Origin of the sequence: Halobellus captivus (assembly GCF_003697845.1) — an archaeon.
GTDB classification, from domain to species: Archaea; Halobacteriota; Halobacteria; order Halobacteriales; family Haloferacaceae; genus Halorubrum; species Halorubrum glutamatedens.
This window is the reverse complement of sequence record NZ_RDQE01000003.1, coordinates 234,570-250,180: the sequence shown is the minus strand read 5'-3', so window position 1 is coordinate 250,180 and position 15,611 is coordinate 234,570. Positions and strand designations below refer to the sequence as shown.

The window sequence follows — 15,611 nt, the reverse complement described above, 5'->3', positions numbered from 1 at the left end:
TTAGCTCTCCGTCAACAGTTGGTTGAACAGCGCCTGTACGTCGATGATGTCGAACGTGTCGTCGCCGTTGAAGTCGAATTTCATTGGGTTGTCCTGGATCGTCGCGTCGTTCCGGTTGACGAACAGCGCCTGTACGTCGTTGATGTCGAACGTGCCGTCGCCGTTGATGTCCTCGTAGAGACCGTCGTCGTCGGGGTCCTGCGGCGGCTCGTCGTACGATCCGACGGGTGGGAGTTCGATGACGGAGACGGAGGCACCGTTCTCGTCGGTGACGGTGTAGCTCTCGCCGGCTTCGGTGCCGAGCGCCTGTACGTCGACCGTCACGTTGCTCGATCCCTCGGCCACACCTTCGACGGTGACCGAGGCGATCGAGACGCTACCCGTGTCGGTCGTATCCATCAGCGCCGCGGTGAGCGTTACCGAGGAGTCGTCATCCGCGTAGCTCACGTCTGTGAAATCGGAGTCCGCCTCGAGGGTGGCGTCGGTGATCGACGCCATGTTGGGATCGTCGAGAGCGACCGTCACCTCGTAGGCACCGACGCCGCCGTCGGCGCTGTCGACGACCACGTCGTACGACTCGTTCTCGCCGATCACGAGCTCCGAGCTGTCGGGCGAGAGGCTCACCGACGTTCCCGGACCCGCGGTATCCGATTCCTCGATGGTGATGGTCGCCGTCGCGGAGTCGTTCTCGGTGAAGACGCCGTGGGCGTACTCGCCAGCGAGGAGGGTGCTCGTGTCGATGTCCTCGAACGTGACCGTCTGCGTCTCGTCGGCGTCGAGCGTCACCTCCTGTGCGGTGAGTTCCTCGTCGGCGTCGAGCGTGCCGTCGCCGTCGGTGTCCAGTCTGAATTCGACCGTCTGGGTCGCTTCCACGTCACCGTCGTTGGTGACGTCCGCCGAGACGTCGAGTGCGTCACCCTTGGTCGCGTTGTCGGGTGCGTTCAGGTTCGACACCTGGAAGTTCGCAGGGTCAGGGTCCGGATCCGGGACGTCTTGAACGGTGACGCTCACCGTGTCGGTGCCGATGCCGCCGTTACCGTCGTCGACTTCTACCTCGAAGGAAAGCGTCTCGTCGGCGTCGACGTCCGGGGCGGTGAACGTCGACGTTGCCGTGTCGGCGTCGCTCAGTGATACCGAAGTACCACCGGTCTGGGTCCAGGCGTACGAGAGGCTATCGCCGTCCGGATCGCTGGAATCAGAGGCGTCCAGCGTCACCGAGTCGCCTTCGTCGACCGTCTGGTCAGCACCGGCATCGGCGGTCGGGTCCTGATTCGTCGGCGGCGCTTCGACCACGGAAACGGTCTGGGTCGTGTTGTCCGTGGCGCCGTCGTCGTCGGTGACCGTTAGTTCCACGTCGTACTCACCGGCCGAATCGAAGGTGTTGGTCACCTGCTCGCCGGTGGCGGTCGCGCCGTCGTCGAAGTCCCACTCGTAGCTCTCGATGGACCCGTTAGAATCGCTGGACGCCGAGGCGTCGAACGACACTTCCTCACCCGCTTCGGGTGAGGACGGGTTCGCAGTGAAGGACGCCGTGGGGTCCTCGTTCTGGTTCGGAGCCTCGACCGTGATGGTGGTCGTGTCGGTCGTGCTTCCAGCGTCGCCCTCGCCGGACGCCGTCAGGGAGACGTCGTAGTCGTCGGGTTCGGCATCGTCCGGAACCGCGACCGTGTACTGGACGGTGTCGGATCCGGACGGTCCGTTGACGTTAAACCACAGCCATCCGTCGGGACCGGCCCCGAAGAACTCGCCGTTCTGCCGGTCCGTTACCTCCCATCCGGGAAGCTCTCCCTGTTCGACGTTCGTTTGGAGGCCGATACTGCTCGCGTCTATTTGCTCGCCATCGACCGTGACGTTCGTGGTGAACGCGATCGTGTCACCCGGCTCGACGACCGTGCTGTCCGCCTGCTGATCGACGGTTATGCCGTCTACCGCCGCCACCATCCCTACCGATCCGAAGATCGAGAGGAACAGCGCGAGCGCGACGAGCGCCGCGATCGTCCGTCCGAGGTATCCGTGTACTGTGTCGTTCATTGGGTATTTGGGTGTCGTTGAATTCGGTTTCGTCGTGGGGTCGTTCACCGCTCTGTTCGCTGGTCGAAGGCGTCACGCCTGATCTCGACCGATGAAAGGGGATGCCTCGGGCCTCGAGACGGCTCGTCCGGCGCGGTTCGGCTCTTGTGGTCGTTACCTCCGAATGGCGCCGGTCCGTGCCGTGTGGCGACACGCCGGAGCGTTCGCCTGCCGTCATCGGTCCGCGTCCGCACGCGACCGTCGCTCTCGGGGTCGACCTCGCTGGTCGACCACGGGCGGACAGCGACGGCGCGTGCGGATATTCCAGTCATCGGTCTGGGTGGTGGAGCGTCGCTACTCCGTGTTTTCCTCCGTCTCGACGATCTCGATGGCCCGGACTTCCGGGTTCTCGGCGGCGCCCTGCTCGAACTCGACCGTGATCGCGCCGTCGCCGTCGTCGGTAACGGTGAAGTTCTTCATCGTTCCTGTCGCGTGACCGACGTCGGCCACGGGGTCGTACTGCGTCAGGACCTGCTGGCCCTCGACGGAGGCGTTGAATTGTCGATCACCTTGCCCGTCCGCACCGGGGTACGAGTTTCCGAGATGGAGTCGGACGTCGACTTCCTCGCCGGAGTTCACCGAGAACTCCCAGGTCATGTTCCCGTAGCGCTCGCAGTCCCATACGCCGTCGGGCGTCGACGAGGGAACCGTGCCGTCGGGCGAGATCTCATCGCCGGCGCAGTAGTTGTTGTCAGCGGCAGCGACCGACGCGAGGTACGGCGAACTCGTGTCCTCGACGCCGGTCCAGTCGGGACCGTCGTCCGTCGCGTTGACCGTCGTTCCCTCGCCCGCGTTCACTCGGTGGAGCGTCTGGGGTTCGGCCTCCTCAACGGTCACCTCGAAGCTCTCGGTGGTCTGGTCGGTGCCGTCGTCGGCCGTCACGTTCACCGTGTACGTGCCCGCGCCGCCGTCCTGTGGGGCGACATCGAGCGTTCCCGTGCCGTCGCCGTTGTCGGTCAGACCGACGAAGTCCGGGCCGTCGGCCGACAGCGTCAACGAGTCACCGTCGGCATCCGAGGCAGTGACCTGAACCGTCGTCGAGTCGCCCTCGGTGACCGTCTGGCCGTCGATGGTATCGACCGTCGGCGCGGCGTTGTCGTCACCGCCGTCGTCGGAGCTGTCAGCTTCCGAGACGGTGAACGCGCTGATCTTGCCGAAGTCCTCTGACGCGTCCAGGTCGATGTCCAGTTCGCCGTCTGTGACCTCGACGGTGAACGTCTTCTCGGTCGCGTTCAACGCACCGACGTCCGCGTAGATGTCGTAGTTGGAGAGGACCTGCTCGCCCTCGACGGAGACGTTGAACACGCGGTCGCCTTCTCCACCACCGGCGTTTCCGCCATCGACGCCGTGGTAGATCTCCGCGAACTGCAGCGTTACCTCGTATGTGCCGTCTTCGACCGGCATACTGTACGAGAGCGGGTCACCGTACCGCTCGGACTGGTACAGCGAGTCGTCCTGCGTGTTCCCGATGTCCTGGCTGATGTCGGTTGTTCCCTCGGATCCGCTGAATGCGCCGCCGAATTCCGTGTCGGCGACGTAAGTCGTGCCGTCCGCAGCGGTGTACTCAGTGCCGCCGGCGTTCACCGCGTAGACGGGCTCGTCGCCGGTCGACGACGACTCGACCATGAGCTGGAAGCTCTCGGTGGTCTGGTCGGTACTGTCGTCGGCCGTCACGTTCACCGTGTACGTGCCCGCGTCGCCGTCTTGCGGGGCGGCATCGAGCGTTCCCGTGCCGTCGCCGTTGTCGGTTAGCCCGACGAAGTCCGGGCCGTCGGCCGACAGCGCCAACGGGTCGTCGTCGGCATCTGTGGCATTGACTTGGACCGTCGTCGAGTCGCCCTCGGTGACAGTCTGGTCGTCGATGGTATCGAGCGTCGGCGCGGCGTTGTCGTCGCCGCCGTCGTCGATCGGCTCGACCTCGATGGCCGACACCTTCGCGTTGTTCTCGACGGTAGTGAACTCGGCGTTCAACTCACCGTCGGTGACTTCGGCGGTGAACGTCTCCTGGGTCGCCGCGTGCGGGCCACCGGCCTCGGCGTAGATATCGTAGCTGTCCAGGACCTGTTGACCCTCGATCGAGACGTCGAACAGACGGTCGCCTTCGCCACCGTCGTTCGCCACGCCTTGGTAGAGTTCGGCGAAGTGTAGGGTGACCTCGTAGTCACCGTCTTCGAGAGGGGTGTCGTAGCTGAAGTTGCCGTACCGCTCGGTGTAGTACAGCTCGTCGTCGTCCGTGTTCGAGATCTCGGGAGCCGAGGGGGTTCCGGCCCCTCCGGTGGTGAACGAAGTGCCGCCGTCGAAGTCGGTGTCCGCCTGGAACTCCGTGCCGTCCACAGCGGTGTACTCGGATCCCCCGGCGTTCACGGCGAAGCTGGTAGCGCCGCCGTCGTCACCACCGTCATCGGCGCTCTCCTCGTACTTCAGGACGACCACGTTCGAGTCGAGGCCGGTGTCGGACCCGGGCTCGCCGTGGGTCGCCACGAGGTGGTTGTAGCCGCCGACGTCGGTCGTGTTGAGCAACGTGACGGGCACCTCGGCCTCGCCGTTCGAGTCGAGCGTGACCGTCTGGTAATCGACGTTCTCGATCTTGTTGGCCTCGTAGGCCTCGATGTCGTAGCCGGGCGTCCCGTCGTACTCGGGGACGTCGTCGAGTTCGAGCTCGGCTTCGAAGTGTAGCAGCGTGACCGTCTCGTCGGGCTCACCCGTGACGATCACGGTCTGGTCGGCCTCGCTCACGGTGGCCGCGCTGTGATGGTCGCGGAGCGCACCGTCGTCGAGGTCGACGGCCTGTACACCGATACTCGGTGCCGACGCGACCGAGTCGTCGAGCGTCGCCTGTGCGCCGCCGGCGCTGCCGTCACCGAACAGCTGGGTCTCCTGGACGCTCCCGTCTGCGTACTCGGCGCTCACCGTCGAGCGGGCCAGCTCCAGTCCGGAGACCGGACCGGCCTCCTGAGAGGAGATGCTCGCGTCCTTGATGCTCGTCGGGTCGTTGTCCGCCGAGAACGACACCGACTCGCCGGGTCCGAAGTCGGTGAATTCGACGGTCAACACGTCGTAGCCGTCGGATCCGTTCACGCCGTTGTGTGGCTGGCTGAACACGTCGTCGTCCGCGGTGCTGACGACGCCGACGCCGTCACCGGACTCCGAATCGATGACGAGGCCCTTCGCCGCCTGGTCGCCGGCGGTACCGTCCGGATCCCACACCATATCCGGCATCGCGCCCGATGACAGGTCGAAGGTGACCGACGATATCTCCTGGTCGCCGGTGTTCTCGACCGTGAACGAGCCGCCGCCGTAAGTGGACGCCTCGGTGCCGCTATCGGGCGTGACGCTCACCGACGCGGATCCGGGGTCAGCCGTGGATTCGTCGACCGAGACGGTTTCGGTCGCGCTATCGGTCGCACCGTCGTCGTCGGTAACGGTGAGTTCAACGTCGTAGTCGCCCGCGGCGTCGAAGGTGTTGGTCACCTGCTCGCCGGTGGCGTCGGTCTCGCCGTCGCCGTCGAAGTCCCACTCGTAGGACCCGATCGTCCCGTCGTCACTGGAGCCGGAGGCGTCGAAGCTCACCTGCTGGCCCGCCCCGGGTGAGTCGGGGCTGTAGGTGAACGACGCCGTCGGCCCTTCGTTGCCGTCGCCGACGGTCTCACCTGTCGACCACGTGTCGATTAGTTGTTGGATCTCCTGTAGGGAGATCGTCTCCCCGCCGGTGTTCGGGACTTCCGTACCGGTCGACCACCAATCGATGGCGGTCTGGATCTCCTGTAGGCTGATCGTCGAGTCGTCGCCGTCCCCGGAGCTCGCGACCGCCTCCGCGACGGTCATCTCGTCGGGTTCGTCGTCCTCCTCGACGGAGACGACCTCGATCGCCGATATCTTCGGGTTCTCCGCCTCGTGGAGGAACGTCACGTTGATGTCGTCGTCCGAGGGCGTCACCTCGAACGACTCCATCGCGCCGACGTCGTGACCGTACTGGTCGTGGATGTTGTAGTCGTCGAGGACGGTCTGTCCCTCGAGGACCACGTCGAACTCGCGCGGTCCTTGGCTCTCGAGGTTGTTACCCTCCTCCAAGAAGATCTCCGCGAAGTACAGCCGGACCTCGTAGGTCTGTCCCGACTGCGCCGGGAGGTTCCACTCCATCTCGGGCGCGTCGGCGTCGGTGCCGATCGTGGCGTTCGGGTCCCAACGCTCGGTTTGGAACGCGGACGCGGGCGTGCTCGACGGGACCGAGTCGTCGAGCGTTATCGTGTCGACCGTGTCGTACGTGTTGCTCCCGCTCTCGTCGACGTTGGTGAACTCCGACGGCTCGCCGTCCGTGTCGGACGACCAGTCGGGACCGTCGTCGATCGCGCCGAGTTCGGACCCGCCGGCGTTGACGCGGTGGACGACCTCGCCGGCCGCGACGTCAGTGTCCTGTACCGTGACGTTCACCGTGTCGGTGTCGCTGTCTTCGCCATCGGAGACGCTTACCTCGAAGGTGAGCGTCTCGTCGGCGTCGACCTCGGGCGCGGTGAACGTCGTCGTCTCACCGTCGCTCTGACTCAGCCCGGCGTCCGGACCCGCCGTCTGGGTCCACGTGTAGCCGAGCTGGTCGCCGTCCGGGTCGTCGGATCCGGACGCGTCGAGCGTGACCGAGTCGCCCTCGTCGACCGTCCGGTCGTCACCCGCGTCCGCCGTCGGCGGCTGGTTTTCGGGCGGCGTGACGTAGTCGACCGAGACGTCGGTCCACGTCGCCGCGAACGAACTGTCCGCACCGTTGGACGTCGAGATGACGCCCACGGCGGGCGCGACGCCGTCGGCAGTGTCGAGCCAGCTCGCCGGCATCGCGACGCTTCCGACCTCGGTGGTCGTGCCGTCGATTTCGTACTCAGCGGTGACGTTGACCTCGTCGACGCCGTTGTCCGGTGCGGGGTCGGTGGTCGGATCGACCGTCATCCGAAGCGTCGTGGTTCCGCCCACGACCGCGCTTTCGTCGGTCATCTGTCCGTCGAACGAGTCGTCGACCTCCTTCGCGAACTCCACGCCGCCGTCGCCGCCGTTGGCCGCGGCGACGAGCTTGACGTAGTTCGACTGGTCACCGGTCCCGATCTGGAGCCCGGCGGACTGGAAGTCCTCCGGGTTCTCCGGGAAGGAGGCGACCGTCGTCTCGACCACGAACGGCTCGTCCGGCGTGTCGACGCCGAACTGGAAGCCGTACTGCTGGTCGTTCGTGTCCGAGTAGGCGTCACCCGGCGGGACCTCCTCGACCGTCAGGACCTCGGCCGCGCCGCCGACCGTCATATTCGTCGGATCGTAGAGGTCCTGGTAGTCGTCTTGCCCGTTCGTCATCACGCCCGTCCAGCCCTGGCCGTTCTCGCCGAACAGGCTCAGTTCGGAGAGGTCGTACTCGACCGGGGCGGTCGTGTCGACGCCGTTGTCGGGATCGACCGCGAATGGGTCCTCGGTGTCGTTGAGGCCGTCGTTGTCGTCGTCGGGATCGTTCAGGTTCGACTCGTCGTCGTCGAAGTCGACGGGCGTCGAACTCGACGAACACGGGTCCGTGCCCGCGTCGATCTCGTCGGCGTTGTCGTAGCCGTCGCCGTCCTCGTCGAGGCTCGAGTCGTCGGCACCGGTACACTGGTCGCCGTTATCGGTTCCGTCGTAGTCGTCCGGCTCGAAGACGGTGACGTCGCTGCCGCCGTGGTTGGCGGTCCAGACGGTGCCGGCGAACGCCTCGTCGTCGTCCTGCGTGGCGATTCCGAGCGGACCGCCGGTGTTGAAGATGGTCTCGCTGCTCGTGGCCGTCTGGCCGTCAGCGCTCAGTTCGACGCGCTCGACGTCACCGCCGAGTTCCACCTGGAGGATGTCGCCTTCCATCGCGCCGCCGAAATTCGAGGCGGTGTACTCGGCCGTTCCGCCCGTCGGGCCGAAGAGGACCTTGTCCCCGTCCTCGTACTCCATCGTGTTCGCACTACCTGCTGGCGCGCCCGGGTCGGGCGATCCGCTCGTGGGCGGAATGTAGTCGGCCTCGACAGGGTTCACCATGCTCGACGGAACCGGGGAGTTCGATTCGTTGACGTCGAATTTCACGTTCCCGTCCGCATCGTAGATGTCCGCCTGCGTGGGGTTCGCACGGATCGGTGCTGCATGCCCGCCGTACTCGCCCTCGTCAGCAGCGATGAGCTGGTCGTTCGTCGAGAAGCTTCCGTCCTCGTTCGGATGGTTCGTCACTGACTCCGCGTCGGCTACGATATCCCCGTTCGCGTCCGCCGGCTGGCCGCCCCAGCCGCCGTTCGGACCGTGGTCGCTGACGTAGAGCTGGCCGCTCTCCGCGAGGACCAGGTCGTAGGGGTTCCGGTAGCCGGGCGAGTAGATCTGTACCGGCCCGTTCTCGATCAGCTTCGCCTGGTTGATCCCGTCGTTCCCGCCGAACGGCAGGTCGTCGCCGTCGGTGTCATCGTCGTTCTGGATCGTCGGGATGCCGTAGTAGAAGTCCAGGCTCGGGTAGTCGCCGTCGTAGTCCTGGAGGTCTTTCGGCTGATGGTCGTTCTCGATCTGCGCGAGATCGATCTCCAGAACCGCGGCCGAGAGCGCGTACTCGGGCGTGTGTCCGAAGTTGTCGCCCGGCGCGCCCTTGTTGGTGTGGCCGCCCTGTGCGACGTACATCGTGTCGCCGTCGGCCGAGAGGTCGAGCCCGTTCGTCGCGTGGTTCTCCTCTGAGCGCGGGAGGCCGAGTACCAGCACGTCGTGTTCGACGTCGCTCGCCTCGAGCGGTCCGTCGCTCCCCGGGTCGACCGTCAGCCGCGAGATCGCCCCCGAGTTGGTGTCCGTGTCGTCGTCGTCCTGTCCGACGTCGATCTCGGGGTCGCTGGAACCGACGTAGACCACGGGCTGGTCGGCAGTGCCACCCACCGTGAGACCGGTTATCTGTCTGTCACCCTCGCCGGTGTCGATGTTCCCGAAGTCGTCGTGGTTCGGGATGTCCTTGATCGCGTCGATCTGGACCTCGTTGACGACTTCGTAGCTGTCCTCGTCGGTTCGCTCGACGTCGAGGGCGTAGACGGTGCCCCCCTGCGTGGAGACGTATGCGCGCCCGTCCGGTCCGAAATCGATCGCCGTCGGGCTGCCGGCGCTAAAGCCCTGGAGCTTGCTCTTCGAGAAGCCGGGTTGGATCGAACTCGTACCCTCCCCCGAGAGGTCGACCGTCAGCGGGCTGTTCGATCCGGAGTGGCTCACTTCGAGCGTCGCGCTCTTCGCGTCCGTGTCGGACGGCGAGAACGTCACGGGGACGTCGGCCGACTCGCCGGGGGCGAGCGTCGTCTGCGACGCCGACCCGACGGAGAACTCGTCCGCGTCGGAGCCGGCGATCGAGAGGTCGTCGACGGTTATGTCCGGGTCTCCGTCGTCACCGAGGTTGGTCAGCGTGACGGTCTCCGAGTCGGAACCGTCGACGACGACGCTGCCGAAGTCGACGGACGACGGACCACCGAGCGTGTCCGGTTCGGGCTCGGACTCGACGATCTCGATGGCCGAGATCTTCGCGTTGTCCTCCACGGTCGTGAGATCGACCTCGATATCGCCGTCGTCAGGCGTGACGGTGTACGACTTCGTCTCGCCGACGTCGTGGCCGACTTCGGCGTGGATGTCGTAGGCGTCGAGTACCTGATCACCCTCGACGGTGGCGTCGAAGAGCCGTTCGTTGTCCGCGGTCTGGTAGATCTCGGCGAAGTACAGTCGGACCTCGTACTGTTGACCGCTCTGTACGTCCTCGGAGAAGGTCCACTGCTGGTCGCCGTATAGCTCGGACTCGAACACCTCCGCCGGTGTTCCGCTCGGGACCGAGCTATCGAGGGAAACCGAATCATCCGTCGAGTACGTCGAAGTCGATCCGGAGACGTACTGACCGTAGTCGCCGGACCAGTCCGGGCCGGTCGTGGCGGGTATCGTATCCCCGCCCGCGTTCACGCGATACGTTACGTCCCCAGTCTGCTGTGCCTGTGCCGTCCCGACGCCGAGCCCCGCTCCGGACGCGGCCATCGAGGTCACCATCAGTACGGAAAACAGTACGGCCAGCGTCCGTGAGCGAGTGATCACGACCCTTCGATGATTTGGACTCACCATGCCGGATGGTGTCCAGTGTCTCGATTAGTTATATACGTGTAATCTGAGTTATTTGTCTTTTTCCCGGGTTTTTCTCCCCACGTAACATGTTTCGAAAAATATAATAAATACATGTGATGTGGTGATCTGAATTAACACGCCATTAGACGTTGATGGGCCGTTCCTGTTTCAGTAACTGTGTCCTACCATACAGTAGACGGTCGTCGATCGTCGTCACGAAGAGTCTACTGAGCCGGTTCTATCGGCCGTGAGACCCGTGAGACGTTCACCACCGCTAACACGATCCGGAATTAGTGTCGAACTATCAATAATCGTGTCGTGGGTGACCCGTTGGCATCGTCACCTCCATTCGTAGCTCGTCGCTAATGCACCGAGAAAGGCAACGAGGGTGTCGGTATCTGTGGGATGGACACGCTCGGTCGCCTCCCGTTTTATGTTCGCTCGTCTCGTCCTTCCCGATGACCCATGCTCGTCGGCATCGTCTCCGATACCCACGACGATCTCGCCGCCGTCGAGGCGGCGGTGGACCTGTTCGAATCGCGGGAGGTCGACGCGGTCGTCCACTGTGGCGACTTCGTCGCCCCCTTCTCCGTGACGCCCTTCGACGCCGGGTTCGACTTCTACGCGGTCCGCGGGAACAACGACGGCGAGTGGGCCGTGGAGTCCACGGTGAACTCGTTCGGGACGTACCTCGGGGAGGCGGGCGTCCTCTCGTTCGGAGCCGACGGCGGCGTCGAGAACGGTTCCACGGGCGGGAACGACGCCGACGCCGTCGACGTCGCAGTCACGCACGGGACGAGCGAGGTCGTCGTCGACGCGCTCGTCGGCTGTGGCGACCACGACTACGTCCTTCACGGCCACACCCACGCGAGCGGGATCGAGGAGCGAAACGGTACCGTGCGGGTGAATCCCGGCGGCCTCCCGATCCCGGTCGAGGGCGCGGACGACGCCTTCCACGTGGCGACGCTCGACACGACGGGATCGGGGGCCGCGGCAGTGACGCATCACCGGCTGGACCGCTGACTCGGGTGGGGCAGCCGATCCGCGGCCGGGAGCCGGCACCGTGCGGCCCCTTCTCGAGGGGTTATACCGCTCGGCCGGGAGGGAGTTCGACACGGATGGGACACGAAGGGCCGCCCGTCGAGACCGATGCCGACCTCGCCGGAGCGATCGATTCGATCGCCGACCGGTTCGACGGTCGTCTCGGCGTGTTTCTCGGCGTGCCGCGAGGGGCGGACGCGTTCGGCGTCCTCCACCGACGGAACGCGGACGAGGAGTTCGTCAGTGCGAGCGTGATCAAGCTCCCGATCCTCTACGCCCTCTACGAGGAGTACGACGGGCGGCTCGAGCGACTCGCGGAGACCCGACCGATCGCCCCGGAGAACCGCGTGGGCGGCAGCGGGCTCTTCCACCTGCTCGACCGCCCGACCCCGTCGCTGGAGGACCTCGCGCGGGCGATGATCGCGATCAGCGACAACGCGGCGACCAACGAACTGATCGACGCCCTCGGCGCGGAGCGGATCGAATCGGCGGCGACTCGGCTCGGAATGACGAACACTCGGCTCCGCCGGAAGATGATGGCGACGCTCGGGGACAACGAGTTCGAGCCGCTCGGGGAGCTCCCGGATAACGGACCGGCGAACGTCACCACGCCGACCGACTGCGCCCGGTTCTTCGCCGACCTGGTTCACGAGGCGACGCTCTCGCCGGCGGCGTACGCCCGACTCCGCGTGCCGCTCGACGAACAGAAGGACCGATCGCTCTTCGCCCGGTTCCTCCCGTATCGGACGCCGATCGCACACAAGACCGGCGGCCTGCCGACCGCGGCGATCGACGTCGGCGTTCTCCGTCCGGCCGACGTCGACCCGTCGCCGCTGGTGTTCTCGGCGTTCGCGACGCGCGCCGGGAACGGCGGCGACGCGAGCGACGCGGTCGCGGCGGTCGGTGAGGCCGCGTTCGAACGGATCACGTCACCGCAGACGGAACACGGCGGGGCGTAGTCGTCGTCGCGAGAGGCGTTGAAAGGGTGGAGGCACCGAAAGGGCTGGAGCACCGGAAGGACGGTGACTCCTGACGACGTTACTCGACGGCGGGTTCCGTCAGGACCGGCCAGTGTGTGCGGTGGTAGTCGATCGCCTCGTCGAGCCACTCGTCGACGAGTTCCGTCGGTTCGTCGAGCCACCCCATCGGGTCGTCGTGGCCGTATCCCTCCAGGTCGACGAGGCGGTCGAGGACGCCCTCGAAGACGCCGAGGGTGGCGAACGAGAGGTGTGACGGCTGATAGCCGCCCTCCTGGATCAGCGCCAGGCGACCGTCGGCGACGTCGGCGGCGAGCGCACGGACTCGGGAGCCCAGCGTCCGGAACCCGCCGCGGGTGACGAGGTTTCGGCCGTTGGGGTCGACCGTGCCCGCGTCCTGTCCCGCGCTCACGAGGACCAGGTCCGGGTCGTATCCTCGGACGACCGGCTCGACGATCGCATCGAACAGGCGTTCGTATCCGCGGTCGCCGGTTCCGGGCGGGAGCGGGACGTTCACCGTGTATCCGCTCCCGTCACCCGTGCCGTCCTCCTCGAGTGACCCCTCCTGCGGGTGGTACTCGGACCACGAGCCGTGGTCGTGGTGGGCGCTCACGAAGAGAACGTCGTCGCGGTCGTAGAACGTCTCCTGGGTCCCGTTGCCGTGGTGGACGTCCCAGTCGACGATCGCGACCCGGTCGACGCCGTCGACCGCGAGCGCGGTTTCGGCCGCGATGGCCGCGTTGTTGAGGAAGCAGAACCCGTCCGCCTGGGTCGGCTGGGCGTGATGGCCGCTCGGGCGACAGAGCGCGTACGGGACGCCCGACCGCTCCGACAGCGCGTGGTCCGCGGCGGCGACCGCGGCCCCGGCGGCGACCCGCGCCGCGTCGTACGTCGCCTCGTTCGCGCCGGTCGTCGTCCGGCCGATCCGGCCGCCGCCGTCGGCACAGAACGCCTCGAGCCAGTCGACGTACTCGGGGTCGTGAACGCGCTCGATCGTTTCCCTGCTCGCCCGTTCGGGCTCGACGAACCGACCCTCCTCGGGGAAGCCGTGTTCCACCGTCGCCACGATGTTCTCGACGCGCTCGCGGCGATCCGGGTGCGTCTCGTCGTTAGCCACGATCGGCGTCGACGGGTGTTTGAACGCTCCCGCCGGTTGTTCGTGATCCAGCATGCGGTCGTGCCAGTAGACGGCGAGGTCCGCGTCACCCCTCCCGTCGCTCCCGCCGTCGGTCACCGGTTCGCCGCTCATCGGTTCGCTCCTCGAACACTCCGGCCGATTCCGTTCGCCTCGGTCGGGTTCGACGCCGTTCGGTTCGTTCTCACTTCGGCGGTCCTCCGTTCGGAGGACGCGTGTGTCGTGTATCGCACGCCCTCGCTTTCGTGGGAGGTGTGAAAAAATCCCGCGTCGGATCCACGATCGACGTTCCCGGCACGTCGTGCCGGTTACCTCGCCCGTCGCTCCGATCGTACACAACAACCGTGTATTACGAATACGAAAAAGAACAATATTTATGTAGGATCCAGTCAACAAACGGACTGTGCTACCACGCATCACGGCAGTCGGCCGGCAGGGGGAATCGGACGGCAACCGCCGCGTGCGCTCGGTTCGGTGGGGATCGAACGGGGGTGATCCCGCGTGAGCGACGCGGAGGAGACCGAGAGCCCGGTCTCGAAGTTCCTGGAGGAGATCGACCCCGTCGTCTTCGCGTTCGGGGCGCTGTTGACCCTCGGCGTGATCGTCGCGTTCTTCGTCAGCCCGTCGGCCGTCGAGGACACGATCTCGTCGCTCAACACCCAACTGCTCGGTGCGTTCAACTGGGCCATGCTGTTGATCGTCTTCCTGATCGTCCTGTTCCTCCTCTTCCTGATCGTGGGGCCGTGGGGCGGGATCAAGCTCGGCGACGAGTCCCCGGAGTACAGCTTCCTGTCGTTCTTCGCGATGCTGTACTCGGCGGGATTCGCGGCCGGCGTCGTGTTCTGGGGCCCGACCGAGGCGCTGTTCTACTACGACACCCCCTCGCCGCTTTTCAGTACCGTCGAAGGTGGAACGGCCGAGGCGATGACGGTCGCCGTCCAGCAGACGCTGTTCCACTGGGCGCTGCCGCAGCTCGCGGTGTTCACCATCATGGGCATCGCGATCGGGTACTTCGCGTACAACTACGAGGACGTCCCGCTGCGCGTCTCCTCGGCGCTCACGCCGATCCTCGGTGCCGACAACCTCGACGGCCCGCTCGCGAAGGTCGTCGACATTCTCGCGGTGTTCGCGACGATCGGCGGCGTCGCCACGTCGCTCGGGTTCATCGGGAGCCAGTTCGTCACCGGGCTCGACTACCAGTGGGGCATCGACATGGGCGACGTCGGGATCCTCCTCGTCGTCACCATGATGACTCTGCTTTTCACCACCTCGATGGTGCTGGGTGTCGACAAGGGGATCCGTCGGATCTCGAACTTCAACATGGTGCTGTTCGTCGCCCTCATGCTCGTGACGTTCATCGTGGGCCCGTCGCTGTTCCTCGTGTTGCTCGGCACGCAGGCGTTCGGCGGGATGATCACCGACTTCGTCTCGATGAGCCTCTTCACCGGTGCCGGACCGATGGGAGGAGGCGACGCGGGCGCGACGGGTTGGGTGAACGCGTGGACGGTGTTCTACTGGGCGTGGGCGCTGTCGTGGTCGCCGTTCGCGGGGCTGTTCATCGCTCGGATCTCCAAGGGCCGGACCGTCCGCGAGGTCGCGTTCACGGGGATCGTCGCGACCTCCGCGGCCACCATCCCGTGGTTCACGTTCGTCGGCGGGACCGCGGTGTGGGCACAACACAACGGCATCGCCGACTTCAGTGCCGTGATGGCCGGCGACGCCGGCGCGGAGGTGTCCGGCTTCATCCTGTTCGAGGCGCTGAACTTCACGCTGAACCTCGGGGGCGCGTCGCTGACGCTCCCGGTCGGATCGGTGCTGATCTACGCGTTCTTGATCCTGGTGACCACGTTCTTCGTCACCTCCGCCGACTCCTCGACGCTGGCCGTCTCGATGATGACCACGGGCGGGAAGGCCAAGCCGTCGAACATCAACCGGATCTTCTGGGGAGTCGTCCTCGGAATGACCGCGGCGATCCTGATGATCCTCGGCGGCACCGGCAGCGCGAACACGCTCCAGCAGGCGGCGATCATCACCGGCACGCCGTTCGCCTTCGTCTGCTTCCTCGCGATGCTGGCGCTGATCAAGGACTTCGGCGAGAACTACGACCAGGTGCTCTTCCAGAACGAGACCGTGCTGTACGGCTCGGAGGACGGATCCGGGTCGCGAACCGGATCCGTCGTCGAATCCGACGACGACTGATTCGCCCGACGACCCGGCCGGCGACCGGATCGACTGACGACCCGGCCGACCGGCTCCGGTTCCGGTGTACGTCTTCCGTCCACCCGCGG

At 66.0% G+C, this 15,611-nt stretch carries 6 protein-coding genes; 3 read left to right on the top strand and 3 right to left on the bottom strand.

The features are described 5' to 3' along the window. Together EAO78_RS05010 and EAO78_RS05005 are read right to left on the bottom strand one after the other, a co-directional pair. A complete protein-coding gene (locus EAO78_RS05010; RefSeq protein WP_122104755.1) occupies nucleotides 1-2,031 on the bottom strand; it encodes a PKD domain-containing protein in 2,031 nt (676 codons plus the stop codon). Nucleotides 2,032-2,364: 333 nt separating this feature from the next. Then, entirely contained in the window at nucleotides 2,365-10,170 is a 7,806-nt protein-coding gene (locus EAO78_RS05005) for a malectin domain-containing carbohydrate-binding protein (RefSeq protein WP_122104754.1), read from the bottom strand. A gap of 465 nt (nucleotides 10,171-10,635) precedes the next feature. On the opposite strand from EAO78_RS05005, the gene EAO78_RS05000 reads away from it, so the two are divergent. Then, entirely contained in the window at nucleotides 10,636-11,193 is a 558-nt protein-coding gene (locus tag EAO78_RS05000) for a metallophosphoesterase (RefSeq protein ID WP_122104753.1), read from the top strand. Nucleotides 11,194-11,288: 95 nt separating this feature from the next. After that, nucleotides 11,289-12,170 carry a serine hydrolase gene (locus tag EAO78_RS04995; protein WP_122104752.1) on the top strand — a complete coding sequence of 294 codons (882 nt, stop codon included), beginning with the start codon at nucleotides 11,289-11,291 and terminating at the stop codon, nucleotides 12,168-12,170. Between the two features lie 79 nt (nucleotides 12,171-12,249). Here the strand turns inward: EAO78_RS04995 and EAO78_RS04990 are convergent, their stop codons facing one another. After that, nucleotides 12,250-13,437: an arginase family protein gene (locus tag EAO78_RS04990; RefSeq protein WP_203227829.1), complete on the bottom strand. Its 1,188-nt coding sequence runs from the start codon at nucleotides 13,435-13,437 to the stop codon at nucleotides 12,250-12,252. Between the two features lie 387 nt (nucleotides 13,438-13,824). On the opposite strand from EAO78_RS04990, the gene EAO78_RS04985 reads away from it, so the two are divergent. Beyond that, the gene (locus EAO78_RS04985) at nucleotides 13,825-15,522 is read left to right on the top strand and encodes a BCCT family transporter (protein ID WP_122104751.1); all 1,698 of its coding nucleotides are present in this window, start codon (nucleotides 13,825-13,827) and stop codon (nucleotides 15,520-15,522) included. Nucleotides 15,523-15,611 lie beyond the last annotated feature (89 nt).

What these genes read in the sequence shown, in the direction of transcription:
- EAO78_RS05005 (WP_122104754.1), bottom strand. Translation starts at nt 10,170, where the DNA reads ATGGTGAGTCCAAATCATCGAAGGGTCGTGATCACTCGCTCACGGACG.
- EAO78_RS04995 (WP_122104752.1), top strand. Translation starts at nt 11,289, where the DNA reads ATGGGACACGAAGGGCCGCCCGTCGAGACCGATGCCGACCTCGCCGGA.
- EAO78_RS05000 (WP_122104753.1), top strand. Translation starts at nt 10,636, where the DNA reads ATGCTCGTCGGCATCGTCTCCGATACCCACGACGATCTCGCCGCCGTC.
- EAO78_RS05010 (WP_122104755.1), bottom strand. Translation starts at nt 2,031, where the DNA reads ATGAACGACACAGTACACGGATACCTCGGACGGACGATCGCGGCGCTC.
- EAO78_RS04990 (WP_203227829.1), bottom strand. Translation starts at nt 13,437, where the DNA reads ATGAGCGGCGAACCGGTGACCGACGGCGGGAGCGACGGGAGGGGTGAC.